Annotated in this window: 19 protein-coding genes, 1 tRNA gene and 1 riboswitch; of the genes, 8 read left to right on the top strand and 12 right to left on the bottom strand. The window is 70.7% G+C overall.

The window, feature by feature from the left end; genetic code table 11:
- Positions 1 to 105: 105 nt before the first annotated feature.
- Positions 106 to 804: an alpha/beta fold hydrolase gene (locus OG494_RS47390; RefSeq protein ID WP_328450281.1), complete on the top strand. Its 699-nt coding sequence runs from the start codon at positions 106 to 108 to the stop codon at positions 802 to 804.
- On the opposite strand, the gene proP is transcribed toward OG494_RS47390, so the two are convergent.
- The 3 genes from proP to orn form a co-directional block, all read right to left on the bottom strand.
- Positions 801 to 2252 carry a glycine betaine/L-proline transporter ProP gene (proP, locus tag OG494_RS47395; protein ID WP_328450283.1) on the bottom strand — a complete coding sequence of 484 codons (1452 nt, stop codon included), beginning with the start codon at positions 2250 to 2252 and terminating at the stop codon, positions 801 to 803. The two genes, OG494_RS47390 and proP, sit on opposite strands and share 4 nt — an antisense overlap.
- A 198-nt stretch (positions 2253 to 2450) precedes the next feature.
- Positions 2451 to 2523 (bottom strand) — tRNA-His (locus OG494_RS47400).
- Between the two features lie 74 nt (positions 2524 to 2597).
- Positions 2598 to 3206, bottom strand: a complete 609-nt coding sequence (orn, locus tag OG494_RS47405) for an oligoribonuclease (RefSeq protein WP_328450285.1) — start codon at positions 3204 to 3206, stop codon at positions 2598 to 2600.
- A gap of 114 nt (positions 3207 to 3320) precedes the next feature.
- Here orn and OG494_RS47410 point away from each other — a divergent pair, with 114 nt between their 5' ends.
- Positions 3321 to 4868 carry a helicase HerA-like domain-containing protein gene (locus OG494_RS47410; RefSeq protein ID WP_328450287.1) on the top strand — a complete coding sequence of 516 codons (1548 nt, stop codon included), beginning with the start codon at positions 3321 to 3323 and terminating at the stop codon, positions 4866 to 4868.
- A 73-nt stretch (positions 4869 to 4941) separates the two neighbouring features.
- Positions 4942 to 5319 (top strand): DUF3224 domain-containing protein, encoded by a 378-nt coding sequence (locus OG494_RS47415; protein WP_328450289.1) that lies wholly within the window; start codon positions 4942 to 4944, stop codon positions 5317 to 5319.
- Between the two features lie 123 nt (positions 5320 to 5442).
- On the opposite strand, the gene OG494_RS47420 is transcribed toward OG494_RS47415, so the two are convergent.
- The 3 genes from OG494_RS47420 to OG494_RS47430 form a co-directional block, all read right to left on the bottom strand.
- Positions 5443 to 6453 carry a S1C family serine protease gene (locus tag OG494_RS47420; RefSeq protein ID WP_328450291.1) on the bottom strand — a complete coding sequence of 337 codons (1011 nt, stop codon included), beginning with the start codon at positions 6451 to 6453 and terminating at the stop codon, positions 5443 to 5445.
- Positions 6454 to 6562: 109 nt separating this feature from the next.
- Positions 6563 to 7885 carry a M20 family metallopeptidase gene (locus tag OG494_RS47425; RefSeq protein WP_328450293.1) on the bottom strand — a complete coding sequence of 441 codons (1323 nt, stop codon included), beginning with the start codon at positions 7883 to 7885 and terminating at the stop codon, positions 6563 to 6565.
- Positions 7886 to 7925: 40 nt separating this feature from the next.
- Positions 7926 to 8675 (bottom strand): class I SAM-dependent methyltransferase, encoded by a 750-nt coding sequence (locus OG494_RS47430; protein WP_328450295.1) that lies wholly within the window; start codon positions 8673 to 8675, stop codon positions 7926 to 7928.
- 156 nt (positions 8676 to 8831) lie between these two features.
- Here OG494_RS47430 and OG494_RS47435 point away from each other — a divergent pair, with 156 nt between their 5' ends.
- The 3 genes from OG494_RS47435 (at position 8832) to OG494_RS47445 (ending at position 12287) form a co-directional block, all read left to right on the top strand.
- Complete coding sequence (locus tag OG494_RS47435; RefSeq protein WP_328450297.1) at positions 8832 to 9749, top strand: DNA-3-methyladenine glycosylase family protein; 918 nt, start codon at positions 8832 to 8834, stop codon at positions 9747 to 9749.
- A 178-nt stretch (positions 9750 to 9927) separates the two neighbouring features.
- Positions 9928 to 10701 carry a M50 family metallopeptidase gene (locus OG494_RS47440; protein WP_328450300.1) on the top strand — a complete coding sequence of 258 codons (774 nt, stop codon included), beginning with the start codon at positions 9928 to 9930 and terminating at the stop codon, positions 10699 to 10701.
- 353 nt (positions 10702 to 11054) lie between these two features.
- Entirely contained in the window at positions 11055 to 12287 is a 1233-nt protein-coding gene (locus OG494_RS47445) for an aldehyde dehydrogenase family protein (RefSeq protein WP_328450302.1), read from the top strand.
- 760 nt (positions 12288 to 13047) lie between these two features.
- Here the strand turns inward: OG494_RS47445 and OG494_RS47450 are convergent.
- Positions 13048 to 13320 carry a hypothetical protein gene (locus OG494_RS47450; RefSeq protein WP_328450304.1) on the bottom strand — a complete coding sequence of 91 codons (273 nt, stop codon included), beginning with the start codon at positions 13318 to 13320 and terminating at the stop codon, positions 13048 to 13050.
- Between the two features lie 55 nt (positions 13321 to 13375).
- Here OG494_RS47450 and OG494_RS47455 point away from each other — a divergent pair, with 55 nt between their 5' ends.
- The gene (locus OG494_RS47455) at positions 13376 to 14467 is read left to right on the top strand and encodes a dihydrofolate reductase family protein (RefSeq protein WP_328450306.1); all 1092 of its coding nucleotides are present in this window, start codon (positions 13376 to 13378) and stop codon (positions 14465 to 14467) included.
- Between the two features lie 51 nt (positions 14468 to 14518).
- Here OG494_RS47455 and OG494_RS47460 read toward each other — a convergent pair whose 3' ends face one another.
- Complete coding sequence (locus OG494_RS47460) at positions 14519 to 15727, bottom strand: chitinase (RefSeq protein WP_328450307.1); 1209 nt, start codon at positions 15725 to 15727, stop codon at positions 14519 to 14521.
- A gap of 653 nt (positions 15728 to 16380) precedes the next feature.
- Complete coding sequence (gene cobN / locus OG494_RS47465; RefSeq protein WP_328450308.1) at positions 16381 to 19971, bottom strand: cobaltochelatase subunit CobN; 3591 nt, start codon at positions 19969 to 19971, stop codon at positions 16381 to 16383.
- Positions 19972 to 20020: 49 nt separating this feature from the next.
- Positions 20021 to 20094, bottom strand: a riboswitch (cobalamin riboswitch).
- A 124-nt stretch (positions 20095 to 20218) separates the two neighbouring features.
- On the opposite strand from cobN, the gene OG494_RS47470 reads away from it, so the two are divergent.
- Positions 20219 to 20947: a hypothetical protein gene (locus OG494_RS47470; RefSeq protein WP_328450310.1), complete on the top strand. Its 729-nt coding sequence runs from the start codon at positions 20219 to 20221 to the stop codon at positions 20945 to 20947.
- Between the two features lie 315 nt (positions 20948 to 21262).
- Here the strand turns inward: OG494_RS47470 and OG494_RS47475 are convergent, their stop codons facing one another.
- From OG494_RS47475 to OG494_RS47485, 3 genes are read right to left on the bottom strand one after another with little or no spacing between them, the layout of a single operon-like run.
- Positions 21263 to 21496: a helix-turn-helix transcriptional regulator gene (locus OG494_RS47475; protein ID WP_328450312.1), complete on the bottom strand. Its 234-nt coding sequence runs from the start codon at positions 21494 to 21496 to the stop codon at positions 21263 to 21265.
- 3 nt (positions 21497 to 21499) lie between these two features.
- Positions 21500 to 22345 carry an ABC transporter permease gene (locus tag OG494_RS47480; protein ID WP_328450314.1) on the bottom strand — a complete coding sequence of 282 codons (846 nt, stop codon included), beginning with the start codon at positions 22343 to 22345 and terminating at the stop codon, positions 21500 to 21502.
- Positions 22342 to 23268, bottom strand: coding sequence for an ABC transporter ATP-binding protein (locus tag OG494_RS47485; RefSeq protein WP_328450316.1), 927 nt, complete (start codon positions 23266 to 23268; stop codon positions 22342 to 22344). The genes OG494_RS47480 and OG494_RS47485 overlap by 4 nt, the downstream gene beginning before the upstream one ends.
- Between the last annotated feature and the right edge of the window lie 67 nt (positions 23269 to 23335).

The raw sequence follows: 23335 nt of genomic DNA on the forward strand, positions 1-23335 counted from the left end.
GAACCGGGGCACCAATTAGTGCCGTATTGCCCGGTGCGCGTCGAGTGGATCACGATGGTCTCGGTTACCAAAGGGTACCGAGGCACGAGGAGGAACCGCTCGCCCATGACGACATTTCTGCTGGTACACGGCGCTTGGCACAGCGGGCGCAGCTGGGATCGCGTGGTTCCGCTGCTGGAGGCGGCCGGGCACCGGGTGTTCGCGCCGTCCCTGACCGGCTACGGCGACAAGGCGCATCTGCTGAGGCCCGAGGTCGGGCTCGAAACCCACGTCGACGACGTCGTCGGCCTGATCGAGCACGAGCGTCTCGACGACGTCGTGCTCGTCGGCCACAGCTACTCCGGGCTGGTCATCTCGTCCGTGGCCAACCGCGTCCCGGAGCGGATCGCGCACCTGGTCTACCTCGATGCGATGGTGCCGGAAGACGGCGAGACGGCGGTCGACGTGATGCCGATGAGCAAGCAGCTCGTCGATCTCGCCGTCGACGGCTGGCGTGTGCCGCCGCTGCCGGAGCTGCCCCCGCCGCTCGGACTGTTCGGAGTCACCGATCCCGACGATGTCGCCTGGCTGCGTTCGATGCTCTCGGACCAGCCGGTGCGGTGCCTGACGGAGTCGGTGAGGCTGGACAACCCGGCGGTGAAAGCGATCCCGCGCACGCACATCCACTGCGTCGCCGGGCGGCCGGAAGGCATCACCCGGCGGCCCGTCCCGCCCGGCGAACGGGTCCGGGAGCTGCCGACCGGCCACGACTGCATGATCACCATGCCCGCCGAGCTGACCGGCTTGCTGCTCGAGGTGGCCTAGCCCTTCGCCGAGTCGCGGACGAGTTCCCGCGCCTCGGCCTCGGTCTCGACCGCGGGACCCGAACCCCACAGCGGCTTGTTCGCCGTCTCGCGGCTGAAGTACACCGCGACGGCGCCGACCGCGCCGGCCGCCATCAGGTACCAGGCCGGCCAGAAGTCGTGGCCGGTCGAGGAGATCAGGGCCTGCATGACCAGCGGCGTTGTGCCGCCGAAGAGCGACACGGAGATGTTGAACGCGATGGACAGCGCGCCGTAGCGGATCGCGGTCGGGAACAGCGCGGGCAGCGCCGCGGGCATCGAGACCTCGAAGCAGAGCAGCAGCAGGCCCAGGCCCATCAGGCCGAGGAACGTGAGCACGAGGCCGCCGTCGTGCACCAGCAGCATCAACGGCCACGACAGCACGAGGTAGCCGAGGCAGCCGGCCATCATCACGGGCTTGCGGCCGACCTTGTCGGTGATCCGGCCGCCGACCAGGATGATCAGCATCATCACGACCATCACGACGATGATCAGCAGCAGGCCGTGCGTGGCGTCGAGGTGCAGCTGCTCGGACAGGTACGTCGGCATGTACGACAGCAGCATGTAGTCGGTGACGTTGAACACGAGCACCAGGCCGACGCAGATCAGCAGCGCGGGCCAGTAGTCGGTGAACATCTTCCAGAACGGCTCGCCGGAGCGGCCGCGCTTCTCGGCCTCTTCGGCGTGCTTCTGGAACGCCGGGGTCTCCTCGAGCTTGAGGCGCATGTAGAGGCCGATGATGCCGAGCGGCCCGGCGACCAGGAACGGGATCCGCCAGCCCCAGTCGATCAGCGTCTCGTGCGGGACCCACGTCTTCATGGCGGTGACGACGGTCGCGCCGAGCACGTACCCGGACAGCGTGCCGAATTCGAGCCAGGAGCCCATGAAGCCGCGGCGTTTGTCGGGGGAGTACTCGGCGATGAACGTCGTCGCGCCGCCGTATTCGCCACCGGTGGAGAAGCCCTGGACCATCCGTGCGAGCACGAGCAGGATCGGCGACCACACGCCGATCGAGGTGTACGACGGGATCAGCCCGATGCACAGGGTCCCGATCGCCATCATGATCATGGTGACGGCGAGGACCTTCTGCCGCCCGATCCGGTCGCCGAGGGGCCCGAACACGAGCCCTCCGAGCGGCCGCATGAGGAACGCGGCGGTGAAGGCCCCGAAGGTCCCGATCAGCCGCACCCCGGGGGCGACACTGGTGGGGAAGAATACCTCGGAGATGGTGTCGGCGATGTAGGCGTAGACGCCGAAGTCGAACCACTCCATGGCATTGCCCAGCGCGGCGGCCCCCACGGCCCGCTTGAGCAACGACTGGTCGACGACGGTGATGTCCTCGTACCGCAGCTTCTTCTTCCGCAACTTAGGTCGTGAAATTCCCACGACATCACGGTGCACCCAGCGGCCAACTCCCGCACGCTGAGCCATCCGGTCGTGAGCACTACCACCAACGGGTGAACCAAAGAGCAAACCGACGCCACCCGAGCCGACGCACCCAGGCCGACCACACGGGATGGGGGTCCGGGGGCATCCCCCGGCGGGGGTGTGGGGGTTCGACCCCCACAAGAAAAGGCAAAACCCCGGCTCGGGGAGGTCCCGCAGGGACCGACCAAACCGGGGTGACGGGGTGAGCGACGGGTTTCGAACCCGCGACCTCCTGGACCACAACCAGGTGCTCTACCAGCTGAGCTACGCCCACCATCTGAGGCAACCGCGTGCGATCACCTCGATGTCGTAATCGTAGCGGGTGCCCGCGCGTGGTTTTTCAGGGGGTTACCCCTGGTGCTGTTCCTGCACTTCAGCGGCGACGGCTTTGGCTTCGTCGCTGCTGGGGCCGGGTTGGGCGACGAAGGCGACGCGCCGGTAGTAGTCGAGTTCGCCGATGGATTCCTTGATGTCGGCGAGGGCGCGGTGGGCGAGGCCCTTTTCCGGCTTGGCGTAGTAGATGCGCGGGTACCAGCGGCGGACGAGTTCCTTGACGGAGGAGACGTCGACGAGGCGGTAGTGGAGGTGCGCGTCGAGGGCCGGCATGTCGCGGGTGATGTAGCCGCGGTCGGTGGCGATCGAGTTGCCGGCCAGTGGTGCGGTGCCGGGCTCCGGGATGTACTCGCGGATGTACTCGAGGACGCGGCGCTCGGCTTCTTCGAGGCTCACCGTGGAGCGGCGCACTTCTTCGGTGAGGCCGGAGTGGGCGTGCATCTCGCGGACGATCTCGGGCATGCCGGCGAGTTTTTCCTCGTCGGCGTGGATGACGATGTCCACGCCCTCGCCGAGCACGTTGAGTTCCGCGTCGGTCACGAGGGCGGCGATTTCGATCAACGCGTCCTTGCCGAGGTCGAGCCCCGTCATCTCGCAGTCGATCCAGACTAGGCGGTCGGTCACCTGGTGACCCTAACCCGACACGGGGACAAGAGGTGCGTTACCTGCACGTACGGCGCGTTTACGCTCGCGAGGCCGCCACCGGTGTGGTGCAGGACACAGATCGGGGAGTCGCGAGTGACGGAGCAGGGGACGCCGGCGGGCGAGATCGCCGCCGGTTATGCGAGTGAGGGTGCCGCGCTGGAGCTGGGTGCGGTGGTGATCGACGGCCGGGCGGACGCGGGTGCCGCGGTGCGCTTGCCGTTGGCGACGCTGAACCGGCACGGGCTGGTCGCGGGGGCGACCGGGACGGGCAAGACGAAGACGTTGCAGCTGGTGGCGGAGCAGTTGTCGGCGGCTGGGGTGCCGGTGGTGCTCGCGGACGTCAAGGGCGATCTGTCGGGCCTCGCGGCCGCTGGTGAGGCGAACGACAAGGTGTCGAAGCGCTCGCAGGAGCTCGGTGACGACTGGGCGGGCACGGCGTTTCCGGTGCAGTTCCTGTCGCTGGGGACCGGCGGGAAGGGCTCGCCGATCCGCGCGACGATCACGAGTTTCGGGCCGGTGCTGCTGTCGAAGGTGCTGGGGCTGAACGAGACGCAGGAGTCGACGCTCGGGCTGATCTTCCACTGGGCCGACCAGCGTGGGCTGGCGTTGCTGGACACGAAGGACCTCCGGTCGGTCATCACGCACCTGACCGGCGACGAGGGCAAGGCGGATCTCAAGGGCATCGGCGGCGTCTCGGCCGCGACGGCCGGGGTGATCCTGCGCGCGCTGTCCAACCTGGAGGCGCAGGGTGGTGAGGACTTCTTCGGCGAACCCGAGCTGGACGTCCACGACCTGATGCGCGCACGCGACGGCAAGGGCGTCGTCACGCTGCTGGAGCTGGACAACCTGCAGGCGAAGCCCGCGTTGTTCTCGACGTTCCTGATGTGGCTGCTGGCCGAGCTGTTCGAGGAGCTGCCGGAGGAGGGCGATCTCGACCAGCCGAAGCTGGTCTTCTTCTTCGACGAGGCGCACCTGCTCTTCAACGACGCGTCGAAGGCGTTCCTCGAGCGCATCGAGCAGACCGTGAAGCTGATCCGGTCGAAGGGTGTCGGCGTGTTCTTCTGCACGCAGCTGCCCACGGACATCCCGAACAACGTGCTTTCGCAGCTGGGCGCGCGGATCCAGCACGCGCTGCGGGCGTTCACGCCGGACGACCAGGCGGCGCTGGCCAAGACGGTGAAGACCTACCCGAAGACGAAGTTCTACGAGCTCGACACGGCGTTGACGTCGCTGGGCATCGGCGAGGCGATCGTCACGGTGCTGTCGGAGCGGGGCGCGCCGACGCCGGTGGCGTGGACGCGGCTGCGGGCGCCGCGGTCGAAGATGGGCTCGATCGGCGCGGACGCCGTCGCCGCTTCGGTCGCTTCGTCGGACCTGCACGCGAAGTACGCCGAGACGATCGACCGGGAGTCGGCCTACGAGAAGCTGGCCGCGAAGGTCGCCGCGCCCGCCCCCGACGCGCCCACCCCGGACGCGCCCGCGCCCGAGGCGGCACCCGCACCTGCGCCCAAGGAGAAGGACGACCCCGGGTTCATCGAGTCGGCGATGAAGAACCCGGCCGTGAAGTCGTTCATGCGGTCCGCGGCCAGTGCGCTGGGCCGGGAGATCACGCGCGGGCTGTTCGGCAACCGGAAGCGCTGAGAAAACCTGACGCGACCTGTCAGGTATCGCTGCCAAGCTGGCGTTCATCACCGACGAACAGGGGAAACCAGCCATGACCAGCACCGCCACCGCGTCGTTCGTCCTCGACCAGTGGGAGCCGCAGGCGACCGATGAGGCCGCGGGCACGGAGTTCGCCCGGGTGGCGATCGCCAAGACGTTCACCGGCGCGGTCGAAGGGACCAGCACGGTCGAGATGCTGACAGCGTCCAACGCGACTTCGCGCGCGTACGTCGCCTTCGAGCGTCTCGCCGTCTCGGTCGACGGTCGCAAGGGCGCGTTCGTCCTGCACCACACGGCCGACGACACCGGCCTGACGCTGAAGATCCTCACGGGCTCCGGCTCGGGTGAGCTGAGCGGGATCTCCGGCACGGCGAGCATCGAGATGGACGCGGAGCAGAACCACACCTTCACGCTCACTTACGAGCTGTAGGCAGCACGAAGGCCGTTTCGAGAGCCCCCGATTGACTCTCGAAACGGCCTTCGCCGGGTGTCCTCCGCGCCCCGACACGGGAGGACTGGAGGGGCCGCCCCGAATACGGCCCGTCCGCGTCTGTCAGCCGTTCACGATCTGGTCGACGATCTTCTTGGCGTCGTTGATCGGGATGGCGAAGCCGATCCCGACGCTGCCCGCGGACCCGTTGGCCGAGGCCGTCGGGCTGTAGAGCGCCGAGTTGATCCCGATGACGTTGCCGTTCGCGTCGACGAGCGCGCCGCCGGAGTTGCCCTGGTTGATCGAGGCGTCCGTCTGGATCGCGGTGTAGCTGGGCGAGTCGCTGGTCTGGTTCGAGGTGCGGTTGAACGGCGACTGCTGCTGTTGCTCGCCCTGGCCGATGTCGGACAGGTTCCGGTTCAGCGCGCTGACGATGCCGGTCGTGACGGTGTTCTGCAGTCCGCCCGGCGAGCCGATCGCGACAACTTCCTGGCCGACGGCGAGCTTGCTCGAGTCCCCGAGGCTGGCCGCCGTCAGACTGCTGGCGTTCTTCGCCTGGACCACCGCGATGTCCGCCTTGGTGTCCGCGCCGACCACGCTGGCCTGGTACTTCGTGCCGTCGGAGGTCGTGATGACGACACTCTGGGCGCCGTCGACGACGTGCGCGTTGGTGAGGATTCGGCCGTCGGCGGTGAGGATGACGCCGGAGCCGATCGCCTCGCCCTGGCCGGTGGTGACGTTGATCTGCACGACGCTCGGCGTCACCTTCGCCGCGACGCCGCTGACGTCGCCGGAAGTGCTGTTGGAGACCGTCTGCCCCGTCGCCGCCGGCGTGCTCACCGACGTCGTGCCGTCCGCCGAGGTCGCGGTCAGCCCGACGATCGCGGCGCCGCCGACGCCCCCGACCAGCGCGGCGCCGAGCGCGGTCGCGCCGACGAGCATGGCGATCCGGCCGCCCTTGCGCGGCTTCTTGAGAGCCTGCGGTGCAGGCGGCGGCTGCGGGGTGAAGAGCGGATTCGGCGCGGCCTGCTGGTGGTAGGCGTACTGCGCGTACGGCCCGTACTGCTGGGTGTTCTGGTGCGGCTGGTGCCCACCGGGTGAGGCGGGGCCGGGCCGACTCTCGTTCTCGGTCATGAACCAAGATTCGCGCCCGTGCTTGTGAACAACCTGTGGAAAACCCCGCAGCTTTGCTGAGAAGAATCAGCTGAGAAAACTCAGGCGGTTCTCAGGCTTTCCGTGCGCCTCAGTCGAAGAAAGCCGGAACGTCCAAGGCACCTCCCGCCGCCTCGAACTCGTCGTGGACGGCCTTCCGCAGCTCGGCGTCGCCGAGGTAGTCCGCGGCGGTCAGGGCCAGCCCGAGCGCGCCGTCGCGGACGCCCGCGTCACCCGTCTCCGAGCCGGCCGCGGCCGCGAACTCCTTGGTGTGCAACGCGACCGTGGGGCCGGCGATCCCGAGCATCGGGTGCAGTGCCGGCATCCGGTAGGAAAGGTTGCCGAGGTCGGTCGATCCGGTGAGCGACTCCGGGACGATGCCCGGCGGCAGCGGCTTGCGGCCGGTGCCGGCCTGGTTGACCGACCAGCGCCCGGCGAGTGCGGTGTTGAACCGGATCGGCAGGTACGCGGCCTGGGCGTCCCAGATCAGCTCGACGCCGCAGCCGGTCATCGCCGCCGCGCCCTCGGCGATCGACGTCATGCGGGTGGCCAGGTCGCGCAGCGTCTCAGGGTTCTGGGAGCGCAGGTAGAACAGCAACGCGGCGCGGGCCGGGATGACGTTCGGCCGGGCGCCGCCGTCGCTGAACACGCCGTGCACGCGGTCGCTCTGCGGGAGTTGCTGCCGCAGCGCCGAGACGCCCTGGTAGGCGGCGACCGCGGCGTCGAGGGCGTTGCGGCCCATGAACGGCTGGGCCGAAGCGTGCGCCCCGACACCGTGGAAGACCATCTCCAGCTGACGGCGGCCCAGGAACGGGTGCAGCGCGACGTCGTGGCTGAACGGGTGCAGCATGATCACCGCGTCGACGTCGTCGAAGACGCCCGCGCGAGCCAGGATCTCCTTGCCGCCACCGCCTTCCTCGGCCGGTGTGCCGATGAGGCTGACGCGCCCGCCGAGCCGTTCGGCGACCGTCGCGGCGCCGAGGAAACCGCCCGCGGCCGTGGTGCAGATGACGTTGTGGCCGCACGCGTGGCCGAGGCCGGGCAGCGCGTCGTATTCGGCGAGGACGGCGATGTGCGGACCGTCCCGCTCGGGTGTGCTCACCCGCAGCGCGGTGTCGAGGCCGCCCACGCCGACGGTCGCTTCGTGGCCGTGGCGCGCCAAGAGGTCCGCCAGCGCGCCGACCGAGCGGTGTTCCCCGAACCCTTCCTCGGGATGAGCGTGCAGATCTTGGCTCAACGCCACCAGATCGGGTGAGGTGCGCTCGACCGCGGCGGTCACCTCGGCCCGGGTCGCCTCGTCCGCGCCGGTGTGTGGCGAGGGCAGTGGTTCGGCCGCCGCCACGGCTTCGGCGGTGGCTTCGACCAGGGAACGGAGGTAGCTGTCGTCGGGCGGGACGGGTTCGGCGTGGGTCATGAGGGCGATGCTAACCGCCACCCCCGACAGTTCGCGCCGCTCAGCCCAGCCGGCCCGCCACGATCTGCGTGACCCCGGCGTACCGCTCGGTGATGTCCGTGAAGCCGCGGGCGCGCAGGCTCGCCGCGATTTCGCCGCGGTCGAACATCTTCTGCCCGCTGACGATCCCGCCGACGGACTCCAACCACCGCGCGGGTTGCCGCCCGCGGCGCGCACTGGTGAGCAGCACGATCCGGCCGCCAGGCTTGAGTACGCGCGCGAAGGAGTCCAGCGCGGTCTCCGGTTCGGCGAACATGTGGAGCGCGGCGAAGCAGCAGACAGCGTCCACAGTGGACGCTCGCAGCGGGACGCGTACCGCGTCCGCGCGCAGGTAGGCGACGTTGGCCGGGCCACCCTCGGCCACCGCTTTGGTGAGCATGGTGCGTGCGCCGTCCAGGCCGATCGCGAGTCCGCCCGGGCCGACGGCTTCGCCGAACGCGCGGGTGAACCGGCCGGTGCCGCAGGCGACGTCCAGAGCGGTTGCGCCCGGCGCGAGGTCGAGGAGTTCCGTGGCGAGCCGGACTTCGCCGGCCATGCTGGGCCCGGCCGGGCCTTTGAGCACACGGCCGAGCGCGGGGCGCCAGTACCGCTCGTAGACCCGGGGGAGCAGGGTGGTGCGCATCAGGCGCTGGGTGATGCCGGTGGGCGGCCCCGCCTGGTCCGCGGTGCCCAGCAGGTCGAGGAAGCCCGCGTGGGTGTCCGCCGGGGTCCCCAGCAGCTTCTCGAGCCGGTCGAGGGCGGTGGTCGGCACAGGCGCTCCCATCGTTCGGATACCGGCAGTATGCCCAAGCCGAGGTCACTCGACCGAGTGAACAAAGCCGGGCTCGGGTGTTCGAGGCCGGAAATTGTCGGTGCCCCTTCCTAACGTCGTCGGCGAGGTTCCGATCCGACGATCCGAGGAGGAGACATGACAGCTTCGACCATTGCCACGACCAGCGGGGAAATCCTGATCCACGGCGGGTTCGACCTGGCCGCGGCGGCCCGGTTCCTGACGGGGTTCGCGCCCGCCGGGCGGCCGGAAGCGGGCACGGAGCCCGGAGCGCTCCGGGTGGCGTTCCCGGTCGACGGCGCGTGGACGCCGATGGGAGCGGTCCTGAGACAGAGATCGCCGGGCGTGGTGGAAGCGGAGGTCCACGGCCCGGCGGAGCACACCGAAGCGGCGTTGGCCCAGGTGATGAGGATGTGCTCCCTGGACGTCGACGGCACGGAGTTCCCGGCCGCCGGCCGCCGCGATCCGGTCGTCTCGTTGCTGCAGGACCTGCACCCCGGGCTGCGGCCGGTCCTGTTCGCGTCGCCGTACGAGGCGGCGTGCTGGGCGGTGCTGAGCCACCGGATCTGGATGACCCAGGCGGTACGGCTGCGCCGCCGTCTCACCGACCGTCACGGCACGGAGGTCGACGTCGGCGGCGTGCGGCTTTCCTCGTTCCCGGCGCCGGGAGAGCTGGCGAGGCTGGAGTACCTGCCGGGCGCGCCCGCGCACAAGCTCGAGCGTCTGCGGGGCATCGCCCAGGCGGCGGCGGACGGCCTGCTCGACGCGGCGGCGCTGCGGTCGATGCCGGCGGCGGAGGCCCTCAAACAGCTGCAGCAGCTGCCGGGCGTCGGCCGGTTCAGCGCGGAGCTGATCCTGATCCGCGGCGCCGGACATCCGGACGTCTTCCCGCGAGGAGAGAGCCGCCTGCACGAGATCATGCGTGAGGCCTACCACCTCCCGGACGCCGACGTCGGCGAGCTGACGGAGATCGCGGAGGCCTGGGCGCCGTTCCGGAGCTGGGCATCGTTCCTCTTCCGGGTGGAGGGCGAGGCCCGGATGCGGGAGTCGCGATGAGCTGAGCCGCACCGGTCGTCCCCGGATCGCGGGCGCGTTCGCCCCGCCCGAAGCACCATTACCGTCCCGATCCACGAAAGTGAGGTGTGCCAACGACCCGAACCCATACCGGAAGCCGCGGACCCCGGTCCGGTGGGGACTCACCGTAGCCAGATGTCGCCTGTGGTGAGGTGTCCGGGTGAGCTCGCCCGTTCAACTCGCGCTCGGCAGCACGGCCGGTGACGTCCCGGCGGCCCTCCAAGCCGCCGCCGACCCGGCCGGGACGCTGCTGGAGCAGGCCCAGACGCCCGCCGTCATCACCCTGGTCGCCGGGGCCGTGGCGCTGCTGGTGGTGCTCGTCGGCGGCACGCCGTGGCGGCGGGCGCGCAACGTCGTCACGATCGTGCACGAGGCCGGGCACGGGCTGGCCGCCGTGCTGGTCGGACGGCGCCTGCAGGGCATCAAGCTGCACTCGGACACCTCGGGCGTCACCGTCTCGCGCGGCAAGCCCGAGGGGCCGGGGATGGCGTTCACCGCGATGGCCGGCTACCTGGCGCCGTCGGTGCTGGGGCTGCTGTTCGCCAGCCTGCTGGGCAACGACCTGGTCGGCACGGTCCTCGTGCTGATCGCGCTGCTGCTGCTCGGCGTGCTGGTGATGGTGCGCAACGCCTACGGCGTGTTCACGGTCGTGGCCAGCGCGGTCGTGCTGGCGCTCGTCGCCTTCGTGGCGCCGGTCGAGGTCCAGGCCCCGTTCGGCTACCTGCTGACGTGGTTCCTGCTCTTCGGTGGCGTCCGGCCGGTGATCGAGCTGCAGACCAAGCGCCGCCGGGGCCAGGCCCGCGACTCCGACGCCGACCAGCTCGGCCGCCTGACCGCGGTACCGCCGGTGCTCTGGGTCCTGGTGTTCGGCGTGGCGACGGTCAGCTGCCTCATCGCGGGCGGCCTGTGGCTGCTGGAGCCCGTGGCCGCCTGACCGGCAACGGTGATCGCGGACCGCCGCTGGTCCCCAAACCGCGGCAGGGTGTCGTCAAGGCCGGTGATCGCAGACCGGCTGTCCGAATTGCGGCATGGTGTCGTCGGGGCGGGGCGGGGCGGGGCGGGGCGGGGCCGGGGCCGGGGGCGGAGCGGTGATCGCAGATCGGCTGTCCGAATCGCGGCGCGGCGTCGTGCGCTCCGGCGCGGGCGTCCGGCGTTCTCGGTGTGCGGCCGGTGCGCTGTCTCGTCGCGGTCGGCCGTCGCTCGTGGTCGTGGCGGAGCCCCTGACCCACCGGGCCGGGTCGATGCGGCAAACTGGTCTCTCGCTGGTCAGCCGGAGGGAGCCGAACGATGGACGAGGTCGCCAAGGCCGTGGAGGAGTGCGCACGGGCTGCGAAGCTGGCCGCGCCGTCGCTTGCCGCCGCCAGTGCGGAGGCCGTGGACGCCGCCCTGGCCGGGATGGCCGAACGCCTGCTGACGCATCGCGACGAGATCCTCGAGGCGAACCAGGCCGATGTCGAGCGTTCGACCGCCGAGGGGATGAGCGCCGGTCTGCTCGACCGGCTCACCATCACCCCGGAGCGGCTGACCGGCATGGCCGAGCAGTTGCGGCTCCTCGCCGGCGCCCCGCACCAGGAGCGCTCGGTCGAGGTGTCCACGCTGGACGGCGGGCTGCGGCTGGTCGAACGGCGCCGTCCGGTCGGCGTGATCGGCGCGAACTACGAGGCGCGCCCGAACGTCACGGTCGACGTGGCGTCGCAGCTGGTCAAGTCGCGCAACGCCGGCGTGCTGCGCACCGGCTCGGCCGCGCTCGGCTCGGCGCAGCGGCTGCGTGAGGTGGTCATCGCGCCGGCGCTGACGGAAGCCGGCATCGACGCGGACTGCATTCAGCTGGTGCCGCGCGTGGAGCGCGAAGCCGCGTCCGCGCTGGTACGCCTGCCGAACCTGGTGCCCCTCGTCATCCTGCGCGGCAGCGGCGACAGCACGCGCGCCCTGGCCACCGAGGCCGCGATCCACGGCGTCGGCACGCTCGCCCACGCCGACGGCGGCGGCGTCCTGTACGTCGACCGCGGCGCGGACGTCACCAAGGCACGCGACCTGGTCTTCGCCAGCCTCGACCGGCTCGGGGTCTGCAACCGGCTCAACCTGCTGCTGATCCACGAAAACATCCACGACGACGTCTGGCCGGGCATCGCCGACGCGCTGGCCGAACGGGGCGTGACGCCTTCGCTGGCCCCGCACGAGCACGCGATCGGCTACGAGTGGGCCCTGGACTCCGACCGCGAGGCGACGGTCACGGTCGCCAAGGTCGGCGCCCTCGCCGACGCCGTCGAGATCGCGAACGAGCAGACCTCGGGTCTGGCCGCAGGCATCGCGACCGAGGACGAGGCCGCCGCCGATGCGTTTTTCGACGGCTACACGGGCACGGGCGTCTTCTGGAACGCCCCGACCCGCCTCCTCGACGGCTTCAAGCTGCTCGCGGTCCCGGAAACGGGCATCAACCTGGACAAGGTCCCCGGCCCCCGCGGCCCGGTGACGTACACGGACCTCTACGTCCGCCAGTACGCCGTCCTGCCCGGCTGAGCCCGCCGCCCCATCGCCACGGCGATGGGCGGCTGGGTGTGCCGCGGTCGAGGGGTTCGCCTCGCCGACGACAACAGCCGGCGGCTGGGCACCGTAGCTCGTAGGGCGGACCGCGCGGAGTAGGAACCGGGGACCGAACACCTGCGCGCCTCGGGTGACGCTCTCCGGCGTGTACTGGCACATGAAGCCGATGAAGAAGCGGGCGAGCTCGGACCACACCGAGTCGAATCCGCAGTGCCTGATCTTGCAAGCCGGAACTCCACGACTACCGCCACGCGGCTGAACGCGCGGCCGAAACGATGCGGCCCGACCCGTGGACCTGAAATCCGCAGGGTCAGTCCGAAACTGGGCGGTCAAGCTCGGCTGAGTTGAAGTCCGCAGGGTCCGGCCGAAACTGGGCGGCCAGCTCCGCGGAGTTGAAGTCCGCAGGTCCGGCCGCAACTGGGCGGCCAACTCGGCAGAGCTGAAGTCCGCGGGGTAGGTCGCGACTGCGCGGTCAAGCTCGGCGGAGCTGAGGTCGGCAGGGTAGACCGAAACTGGGCGGCCAAGCTCGGCGGAGCCGAAGTCGGCGGGGTAGACCGCAACTGCGAGGTCAAGCTCGGCGGAGTTGAAGTCCGCAGGGTCCGGCCGAAACTGGGCGGCCAACTCGGCAGAGCTGAAACCCGCGGGGTAGGCCGCACTATTTGGCCAACCTCCGCGGAGCCGGAATCCGCGCGGCCGGAACGTCTGCCGAGGCCTCGCGGCCGGAACCGGCGCCGTGCTAGCGGCGGCGGCGCCGCAGCTGGCGTACCGGGGCGATGCCCGTCAGCGTGTGGAGGTCGTCCGCCGTGTCGGCCGCGTTGATCACCAGTTCGGTGCGGTCGTCGGGGTCGTGCAGGTGGCGGAAGATCGCCGTGGGGCCGTCGCCGACCGCGATGACCGCGACCAGGCGTCCTTCCGGGTCGCGGGTGAGGCCGGTCGTCACCGCTACCCGGCGGCCTACCGTGTCGAGCGTGGTGAGCGTCCGCTCCTTCTGCCAGCCTCGCGTGGTCATGGTTCCTAGGACGTCCCGATCGCCCGCGGTGTTACGGCCCGGCATACTGGGCCGGGTGATCGACCGGCCGCACGTCCTGCTCTCCGCCGCGCAGTCGCTCGACGGTTTCCTCGACAACACCTCACCCGAACGGTTGGTGCTGTCCACTGAGGACGACTTCGCTGTCGTCGACCGGCTGCGGGCCGAGGCCGACGCCGTTCTCGTCGGGGCCGGGACCGTGCGGGCCGACAACCCGCGGCTGCTCGTCCGGTCGCCCGAACTGCGGCGGCAACGTCTTGAGCTGGGCAAGTCCGAGCAGCCGGTCAAGGTCACCCTGACCACCCGCGGCCTCGATCCGGACGCGCAGTTCTTCACCGTCGGGGACACCGAAAAGATCGTCTACGCGCCGCCCGGTGCCGCCGACGCGCTCAAGGACGTCGCCACCGTCGTCGACGCCGGGGATCCGCCCGACTTCGGCCGTGTCCTCGACGACCTCGGCGCGCGCGGCATCAAGAACCTGCTGGTCGAGGGCGGTGGCGGGATCCACACGCGGTTCCTCGCCGAAGGGCTGGCCGACGAGCTGCGGCTGGCGATCGCGCCGTTCTTCGTCGGGCAGCCGGACGCGCCACGGTTCGTCGGGCCCGGCCTCTACCCGCGGCCGTTGCGGCTGGTCAGAGCACGCGAACTGACCGGCATGGCGATCCTCGAATACCGTGCGGTCGACGAACCGACCGGCCGGGACGTCCAGCGGCTGCGGGAGGCCATCGCGCTCGCGGCCGAGTGCCCGCCGAGCCACACCTTCCGGGTCGGGGCCGTCATCACCGACGCCGAAGGCGACGTCATCGCGACCGGGCATTCCGGCGAGGGTGAACCGCTGAACCACGCCGAGGAAGCCGCCCTCGCCAGGTGCGAAGGTGACCCGCGGCTGGCCGGCGCCACCATCTACAGCTCGCTCGAGCCCTGCAGCAACCGCAGCTCGCACCCGCGCAGCTGCACCCGGCTCATCCTCGACGCCGGGATCCCGCGCGTCGTGTTCGCGTGGCGGGAGCCGCCGGTCTTCGTCGACGCCCAGGGCACCGAGCTGCTGCGCCGAGCCGGGCGGCACGTCGTCGAGGTGCCCGCGCTGACCCCGGAGGTCCAGCGCGAGAACACCCACCTCGAGTTCTGACGAGCGAAGGCCGCCCCGAGCGAGCCCGGGGCGGCCTTCGGCAGAGCGAAATCAGCAGGCGCCGTTGTCGGCCCAGACGCCCCATTCACCGGTCGTCCCGGGCTCTTCGCCCTGGGTCCACCACTTCGCGGTGAACTTGTGGCTGTTGTGCTTGACCACGTCGTCCTTCACGTAGACCTTGGTGCGATCCCACTCCGCCGCCGTGCACGAGCCGCCGCCCGGGGTGGTCGGCGTCGTCGGATTGGTGGTCGGCGTCGTCTGGGGCGGGGTCGCCCCGGCGAAGCGGACGCTGAACTTCGTGAAGTCCCAGTCGTTCTGCGGCACGTTGCTGCAGACGCCGTTGTCGGTCGTGCCGACGCAGGCACGGTCGCGGTTGACCGACCAGAACGTGAAGCGGCCCAGGCCGTGGCTGGTCGCGTAGTCGTACACCGTCTGGAAGTCCGACGTGTAGAACATCTCGGCCGCGTCCGACTTGCCGTTCATGCCGGAGAAGCCCTCGTGCGAGTACGCCGTGGCGCTGTCCCAGCCCATGTGTGACATCAGCAGGCCGTGCAGGGCCTCGAGCGCCGACACCTGCGACGAACCGCCGTTGAAGCCGCCGTCGAACGGCATGATCGAGAAGTTGTTGGGGGAGAAGCCGATCGACTTCGCCTGGTCGAGCAGCTGCGTGCCGAACCAGCCGGTGCCGGCCGCGGTGCCCGGCATGGTCACCGACACGAACAGGCCGGGGTTGTTGGCCTGCAACGTCTTCGCCGCGCCGAGCTCGTTCGCGATGGCCGCGGTGTTCTCGTACTCCGGCTCTTCGAGGTCGAAGTCGATCGCCTTGAGCGAGTACTTCGAGATGACCTGCTGGTACGCGGCGGTCGTCGCGGCCACCGTCCCGCAGGTCTGGCCGAGCTTCGTGCCGCCGTAACCGCCGACGGACACCGAGACGTCACCGCCCGCGCCGCGGATCCGGGAGATCACGCCGGCGACGTTCGTGTCCGAGGAGACCGCGGCCGTGCCGTCCCAGGTCGGGCTGCAGCCGCCGCCGTTGGGCGCCAGGATGAACGCCAGCTGGAACGCCTTGAGCCCGGTCGCGTTCATCACCGTGACGGGGTCCGGGGGATTGTTGCTCACGGGCATCAGATACGGCGCCGCGGCGTACCAGTTGTTGCCCAGCGCCGCTGTCGCGGAGGGCGCGCCGATCACGAGACTCACTGCTGTACCGATGAAGGTGGCGGCGGCGAGCCCGACGGCGGCCAGTCTGCTTCTGCGCATGATCTGTCCTCCCGGTGGGGTTCGAGGGTGGACAGATCATTGGACTAGACCATTTCAAAGTCAAGGCGAAGGCGGGGTTACGGGCGAAACCCGAGAAATGTCGCATTCCGGAGACGACGAAAGGCGGTTGCGCCACCGACATGATGGCCACCGCCGAAGAGGCCCCGGCCCGGGCGCAAAAAGCAGGCCACACGCTCCACGCAGAGTTCCGGCAAAGTCATCGCCCAAGTGAGCAGAGGCGACAACGGCAACGGCCACCATGTCGCCCGGGTAGCCAACACGCTGACGGAACGGCCAACACGCTGACGGAACGGCCAACACGCTGACGGAACGGCCAACACGCCGACCGCAATGGCCAACTCGCTGACCGGAACGGCCATTGCGCCGACCGGAACGGCCAACATGCCGACAGCGGAGTTCGGCTGGTGGTGCTGGACGCCGTGTTGGCGGTTCCCGTCGCCGTGTCGGCCGCTCCGGGGGATGTGTTGGCCGTTCCGGAAGAGCCGCCCGGCCCACACCCGCGTGAAGGCGGCCCCCACCCTCCACCGGGGGGCGTGCCCTGCTCCAGTCTATCGGTGAGGGGTGACGGGAAGCCGTGGTCCGGCCGTGGACGGCGGGGTTGTCCACACCCCGATCGGGTGTGGACAACCGCCTTACTGGGACTCTAGGTCGCCCTCCAAGGAGAGGTAGACCTCCCGCATCTGCGCCAAGAGCTCGGGGTCCGGTTCCTCCCACAGGCCGCGGTCCGCCGCCTCGTTCAGGCGCTCCACGATTCCGCGCAACGCCCACGGGTTCGCCTGGCGCAGGAACTCCTGGTTCGTCTCGTCCAGCACGTACGACTCGGTCAGCTTCTCGTACATCCAGTCGCCGACGACGCCCGCCGTCGCGTCGAAGCCGAACAGGTAGTCCACCGTTGCCGCCAGCTCGAACGCGCCCTTGTAACCGTGGCGGCGCATCGCCGCGAGCCAGCGCGGGTTGACCACCCGGGCGCGGAATACCCGGGCCGTCTCCTCGCCCAGTGTGCGGGTGCGGACCGCGTCCGGTGTCGTGCTGTCGCCCACGTACGACACCGGGGCCGTGCCCGTCAGTGCGCGGACCGTGGCGATCATGCCGCCGTGGTACTGGAAATAGTCGTCCGAGTCGGCGATGTCGTGCTCGCGCGTGTCGGTGTTCTTCGCCGCCACCACGATCCGCTTGTACGAACTCTCCATGTCCTCGCGCGCCGGGCGGCCGTCCAGGTCGCGGCCGTAGGCGAAGCCGCCCCAGACCGCGTACACCTCGGCGAGGTCCTTGTCGTCGCGCCAGTTCCCGGACTCCATCAGCGGCAGCAGCCCGGCGCCGTACGCCCCTGGCTTGGAGCCGAAGATCCGGGTCGTCGCGCGTCGCGTGTCGCCGTGCGTGGCCAGATCCGCGGAAACGTGCGCCTTGACGAAGTTCTCGGACGCGGGCTCGTCCAGCCCGGCGACCAATCGCACGGCGTCGTCCATCATCGTGATGACGTGCGGGAACGCGTCGCGGAAGAAGCCGCTGATGCGGATCGTGACGTCGATGCGGGGGCGGCCCAGTTCGGCCAGCGGAATCGCCTCGATGCCGGTGACGCGCCGTGACGCCTCGTCCCACACCGGCTGGACGCCCAGCAGGGCCAAGACCTCCGCGGCGTCGTCGCCCGACGTCCGCATCGCCGACGTGCCCCACACCGACAGCCCGACCGACCGCGGCCAGTCGCCGGTGTCCTCGCGGTAGCGGCGCAGCAGCGAGTCCGCCAGCGCCTGCCCGGTCTCCCAGGCCAGCCGGCTCGGGATCGCCTTCGGGTCGACCGTGTAGAAGTTCCGGCCGGTCGGCAGCACGTTCACCAGCCCGCGCAACGGCGATCCGCTCGGACCGGCCGGGATGTAGCCGCCGTCCAGCGCGTGCAGGATCGCGTCCAGCTCACCCGTGGTCGCGGCCAGCCGCGGGACGATCTCGTTCGCCGCGAACTCCAGGATCAGCTGGACCTGCTCGTCCGGGCCGCCCAGTTTGTCGTCGATGATGCCGCCCACCGCCGTGACGTCCCAGGAGCGCCACTCCATCGCCTCGACCAGCGACCGCGCCGTCTTCTCGATCTTGTCCACTTCGGACGTCGGCGCGTCGGAGTTCTCCTTGAGCCCCAACGCCGATCGCAGCCCGGGGATCGCGCCTTGCTTGCCGCCCCAGATCTGCTGGGCGCGCAACATCGCCAGCACCAGGTTGACGCGCGCCTCACCGGTCGGTGCCGCGCCGAGGATGTGCAGCCCGTCGCGGATCTGGGCGTCCTTGACCTCGCACAGCCAGCCGTCGATGTGCAGCAGGAAGTCGTCGAACTCCGCGTCGTGCGGGCGCTGCTCGACGCCGAGGTCGTGGTCCAGCTTCGCGGCCTGGATGAGCGTCCAGATCTGCGCGCGCACGGCAGGCAGCTTCGCCGGGTCCATCGCCGCGATGTTCGCGTGCTCGTCGAGCAGCTGCTCCAGCCGCGCCATGTCGCCGTACGACTCGGCGCGTGCCATCGGCGGGATCAGGTGGTCGACGATCGTCGCGTGCGCGCGGCGCTTCGCCTGCGCGCCCTCGCCCGGGTCGTTGATCAGGAACGGGTAGATCAGCGGCAGGTTCCCGAGCACGGCGTCCGGCGCGCAGGACGCCGAGAGCCCGGCCGTCTTGCCCGGCAGCCACTCCAGCGACCCGTGTTTGCCCAGGTGGACGACGGCGTGCGCGCCGAACTCCTCTTCCAGCCAGCGGTAGGCGGCCAGGTAGTGGTGGCTCGGCGGCAGGTCCGGGTTGTGGTAGATCGCCACCGGGTTCTCGCCGAACCCGCGCGGCGGCTGGATCATGATGATGACGTTGCCGCTCTGCAGCGACGCCAGCACGATGTCGCCGTTGTCGACGTACAGCTCGCCCGGCGCCTGGCCCCAATGCCCCTCGACGCCTTCGCGCAGCTCCGCGGGCAGCGCGTCGAACCACTCCTGGTAGCGCGCGGCGGGCACCCGGATCGGGTTGCCGGCCAGCTGCTCCTCGGTCAGCCACTCCGGGTCCTGGCCGCCCGCCGCGATCAGCGCGTGGATCAGGGCGTCGCCGTCGGGCTGGTCGGTGCCGGTCGGGTCGACGCCCGGGAACGCGTCCGCGCCCAGGTCGTAACCCAGGTCGCGCATCCGCCGCAGCAGCTCGATGACGGACGCGGGGGTGTCCAGCCCGACCGCGTTGCCGACGCGGGAGTGCTTCGTCGGGTACGCGGACAGCATCAGCGCGACGCGCCGCTCAGAAGCAGGCGTGTGCCGGAGACGCGCGTGCGCCAGGGCGATCTTCGCGACGCGGGACGCGCGCTCGGCGTCCGGGACGTACCGCGGCAGCCCGTCTTCGTCGAGTTCCTTGAACGAGAACGGCACCGTGATCAGCCGTCCGTCGAACTCCGGGACGGCCATCTGGTTGCCGGCGTCCAACGGGGAGAGGCCGTCGTCGCTCGCGGCCCAGGTCTCGCGGTCGCTGGTCAGGCACAGCGCCTGGAGGATCGGGACGTCGAGCGCGGCCATCTCGGCGACGTCCCAGGCCTCGTCGTCACCGCCGGCGCCCACCTCGGACGGCTTCGTGCCGCCCGCCGCGAGCACCGTGACCAGCAGTGCGTCGACCTTGGCCAGCTCGGCCATCATCTCCGGCTCACGAGTACGCAGCGACGCGGTGTACACCGGCAGCGCGCGCCCGCCGGCGGCCTCGATCCGGTCGGCCAGGGTGTGCACGAACGCGGTGTTCCCGGACAGGTGGTGCGCCCGGTAGTAGAGGATCCCGACGAGCGGGCCGTCCGCACGGGTCGCGGGCCGTTCGAGGATGCCCCAGGTGGGCTGCACGGCAGGCGGCTCGAAGCCGTCCCCGGTGAGCAGGAGCGTGTCGGAGAGGAACCGGTGCAGCTGCGTGAGGTTCGCCGGGCCGCCCTGCGCGAGGTAGGCGTGGGCTTCGGCGGCGATGCCGGCGGGGACGGTCGAGAGCTTCATCAGCTCGGCGTCCGGTGTCTGCTCCCCGCCCAGGACGACGACGTGCGCACCCGACGCGAGCAGCGTGTCGAGGCCCTCCTGCCAGCTCCGCGGGGTGCCGAGGATGCGGACGACCACGATGCGGACGCCGTCGAGCAGGCCCGGCAGCTCGGCGACGTCGAGCCGCGAAGGGTTCGCCAGCCGGAACTCGCCGTCGCACGAACGCGCGCTGAGCAGGTCGGTGTCCGATGTGGACAGAAGCAGGATCACGAGGTTCCTCCTCGGGGTCCGCGCCCCGGGTAGACGGGCGCGCCGGCCGGAGTTCCTGGCTCCCGGAGAGCGGGCTCTCCGGTGACAGTGGCGGGACCGCCCCGGACTCTCACCGGGTTCCTCACCTGCCGACGCGTGGGTATCGGACTCACTCTCCGGTGCGGCCGGGCACGGCGTCAAGGTGACGTCCACGGCTCTGGGGTCGGTAACCTGGGTGGTCGAGCGCTACGGATCGGGAGGCTGCCGGGTGGATTCCCTCCTCCGCGACTTCACGGCCGCGCAGTCGACCCGCCAGCCGTACCGGGTGCCGACCGTCGAAGAGCTCCGGGCCGCCGAAGCCGGCTTCGCCGCGCTGCTCGACCGGCGGCCGAACGACCTCGCTGACCTGGGGTTCTCCGTCGACGGCGACACCTTGGCCGTCCAGGAGCCCGGCACCGAACGAGCCTGGGGGCTCTACGCGATCGACCGCTCCGCGCCGCCGTCGCTGGTCGTCGAGGTGCCGCACGCCTCCTCCGACCTGCGGACCGACCGGCTCGGTCTCGCCCTCTTCCGGCAGGTCCCGGGCGCCGTCCTCGTGGTCGGGGGCGCGCACCGCCGTCGCGAAGACCCCGCGCACGAGACCCGCAGCGTCTTCCACGTCGTGACGACACTGCTCGCCCGGCGAGGCCTGCCGCAGGTGCAGCTCCACGGCTTCGGCGATGCCACCCTGACCTCGGCCGACGTCGTGCTCTCGGCCGGCGCCGCCGAAGCCGGCGACGCGGCCCGGCGGGCGGCGGACCGGCTCACCGCCGACGGTTTCCGCGTCTGCCGGGCGTGGGCCGAGCCCTGCCGGGGCCTGGCCGGCACCACGAACGTGCAGAGCCAGGCCGCCGGGCGCACGCCGTTCCTGCACGTCGAGCTCAGCCGGACGGTCCGCGAGAACCGCCGCGCCGACGTCGTCCGCGCGCTGGTCGAAGCGGATCTCCGCAAGCCTTAGTTCGCGGTCTTCGCTTACCCGAGTACGACCCGGTACGAGGCGTGCTGCCCGCACTGCACCGGATGGCGACGACGAGGCCCGCGTGCAGGCCCCTCGCCTGTGGCCGGCCGGCCAGCGCCGTGGCAGCGTCCTCTCCAGCCGCGGACGAGTGGGGACGGGCGCTGCCTCCACGATCGTCCCCGGCACGCCCCCGTTGGCACGCCGCCCGCGCGACTTCGGAGCCGATGAACCCGGCGCCGATCACGACGGTCCGCAGCGTGCGGGCTCCCGGGAGTCGGCGGGCCGCGGCTTCGGTCGCGATCACCGGCGCGTCGTTTAGGCGGACCGCTCTCCCAGCCGCGGGAACGGCTTCGTCGAGAACAGGATCTCCACCGTGACCTCGAAGAAGTCCGCGATCCGCAGCGCCAGGTAGAGGCTCGGGCTGTACTCGCCGCGCTCGAGGTAGCCGATCGTCTGGTAGTGCACGCCCAGCGCGTCCGCCAGCTCGCGGCGTGAGATCGACCGCTCCGCGCGCAGCATCGCGATCCGGTTGTAGACGACCTCGCTCATGACTCACCCCACACGCTGCATGGCCTTCTCCCGGCGTTCGGCCACCGACGAACCCGACTCGCGCCGCGCCATGCGGCGGAGCAGGACCGGGGCCAGGACCAATCCGATCACGGACCACGCGACGAGCACGGCGAGGGTCGGCAGCGGCCGCCACGAATGGCCGATCTCGGCGATGACCGCGCTGTCCGGCAGCAGCGCCGAGCGCATGCCCAGCCCCAGCCAGTACATCGGGAACACCTGCGCGATGCCCTGCACCCACACCGGCAGCGCGATCACCGGGTAGAAGATCCCGGAGATCGCCCCCAGCCCCATCACCGGCAGCACGATCAGCCCCGTGGACCGTGGGCTGCTGATCAGCGACCCCAGCGCGGCCCCGATCGGCAGGGTCGCGAACAGCCCGAGCGCCAGCACGCCCAGCAGGTGCAGGTAGGACCAGAAGCCGTCGGGAGCGAGCGAGGGATACAGGAACAGGCACGGGATCAGCACCACCAGCAGCGACGCCACCTGCCCGAGCGACAGCGTCGTGGTCTTGCCGATCAGGTAGCCGAGCATGCCGTTCGGGGTCGCCTTCGCCCGCAGCAACGTGCCGTCCTCGCGGTCGATGACCAGGTAGCTCGCCGCCCCGGTGAGCCCGGTGAACACGATCCCGGCGCCGAGCACCCCGGGCACGGTCGCCGCGCCGAGGGAGAAGCCGGTGCCGGGCACCGTCGCGTCGCGCATGAAGAACACCACGCCGAGGAAGAGCGCGGCGAAGACGATCTGGCCGACCAGGTCCTCGCGGTTGGTCCAGGTCTGCTTGAACTCGATCCAGCCCCGGGCCAGCCCGGCCCGCATCACGACGGTGTTCATCGCGCACCCGCTTCCTGCAGGCCGACCTCGGTTTCGCCGCCGGTTTCGGCGCGGTGGACGAGGGTCATGTAGGTGTCTTCCAGCGACGCGCGGCGGACTTCGAGATCGGCCACCGCCTCGCCGTGCTGCTTGAACAGGTCGTGGACGTACTTGGTCGCCTCGGTCGTCGAGTGGACGAAGTGCCGGCCGTCGATCGTCCAGCGGACCTCGGCTTCGCCCGCGATCTGGCGGGTGAGCGCGTCGGCCGAGCCGTCGGCGACGATCCGGCCGCCGTTGAGGATGAGGATCCGGTCGGCCAGCTTCTCGGCCTCGTCGAGGTCGTGCGTGGTCAGCAGGATCGTGGTGTCGAGCTCGTCGGACAGCCGGTGCACCAGGTCGTGGAACTCGCGCCGGGCCTCCGGGTCGAAGCCCGCGGTCGGCTCGTCGAGGAACAGCAGCTCGGGACGCCCGACGATGCCGATCGCGACGTCGAGCCGCCGCCGCTGGCCGCCGGACAGGGTCTTGATCTTCTTCTGCGCGTGTTCGGTGAGCCCCACCGCCGCGATCAGCTCGTCGGCGTCCCACGGCCGCGTGCTCGACGGTGTCGAGTACGGCGCGTAGTACCGCCCGAGGTGCGCGAGCAGCTCGCGGACGCGCCACTTCCCGTGGTCGCGCCAGGACTGGAGCACGACTCCCAGGCGTGCCCGCCAGTCCTCGCCGCCGTGTGCCGGGTCGACGCCCAGCACGCTCACCTCGCCGGCCGACCGCATCCGGAAGCCTTCGAGGATCTCGATCGTGGTCGTCTTGCCCGCGCCGTTCGGCCCGAGCAGGCACACGACCTCTCCTCGGGCGGCCTGGAACTCGACGCCGTGCAGGACGTCGTTCGCGCCGTAGCGCATCCGCAGCCCGCTCACGCGGACGGCGGGGTCCGCTGGATCTCTCATGGTCCGAACCCCCATCTGACTGGTGCGATCGAATGTAGCACACCTACTACATTCGATGTGACTTCTG

The sequence above is a fragment of the Amycolatopsis sp. NBC_00438 genome, from assembly GCF_036026695.1.
Classification (GTDB): domain Bacteria; phylum Actinomycetota; class Actinomycetes; order Mycobacteriales; family Pseudonocardiaceae; genus Amycolatopsis.

Bases quoted from the DNA above. Each gene is read 5' to 3' on its own strand.
- OG494_RS47390 (WP_328450281.1), top strand. From the start codon at position 106: ATGACGACATTTCTGCTGGTACACGGCGCTTGGCACAGCGGGCGCAGC.
- proP (WP_328450283.1), bottom strand. From the start codon at position 2,252: ATGGCTCAGCGTGCGGGAGTTGGCCGCTGGGTGCACCGTGATGTCGTG.
- OG494_RS47415 (WP_328450289.1), top strand. From the start codon at position 4,942: ATGACCAGCACCGCCACCGCGTCGTTCGTCCTCGACCAGTGGGAGCCG.
- OG494_RS47420 (WP_328450291.1), bottom strand. From the start codon at position 6,453: ATGACCGAGAACGAGAGTCGGCCCGGCCCCGCCTCACCCGGTGGGCAC.
- OG494_RS47425 (WP_328450293.1), bottom strand. From the start codon at position 7,885: ATGACCCACGCCGAACCCGTCCCGCCCGACGACAGCTACCTCCGTTCC.
- OG494_RS47435 (WP_328450297.1), top strand. From the start codon at position 8,832: ATGACAGCTTCGACCATTGCCACGACCAGCGGGGAAATCCTGATCCAC.
- OG494_RS47445 (WP_328450302.1), top strand. From the start codon at position 11,055: ATGGACGAGGTCGCCAAGGCCGTGGAGGAGTGCGCACGGGCTGCGAAG.
- OG494_RS47450 (WP_328450304.1), bottom strand. From the start codon at position 13,320: ATGACCACGCGAGGCTGGCAGAAGGAGCGGACGCTCACCACGCTCGAC.
- OG494_RS47460 (WP_328450307.1), bottom strand. From the start codon at position 15,727: ATGCGCAGAAGCAGACTGGCCGCCGTCGGGCTCGCCGCCGCCACCTTC.
- OG494_RS47475 (WP_328450312.1), bottom strand. From the start codon at position 21,496: ATGAGCGAGGTCGTCTACAACCGGATCGCGATGCTGCGCGCGGAGCGG.
- OG494_RS47480 (WP_328450314.1), bottom strand. From the start codon at position 22,345: ATGAACACCGTCGTGATGCGGGCCGGGCTGGCCCGGGGCTGGATCGAG.
- OG494_RS47485 (WP_328450316.1), bottom strand. From the start codon at position 23,268: ATGAGAGATCCAGCGGACCCCGCCGTCCGCGTGAGCGGGCTGCGGATG.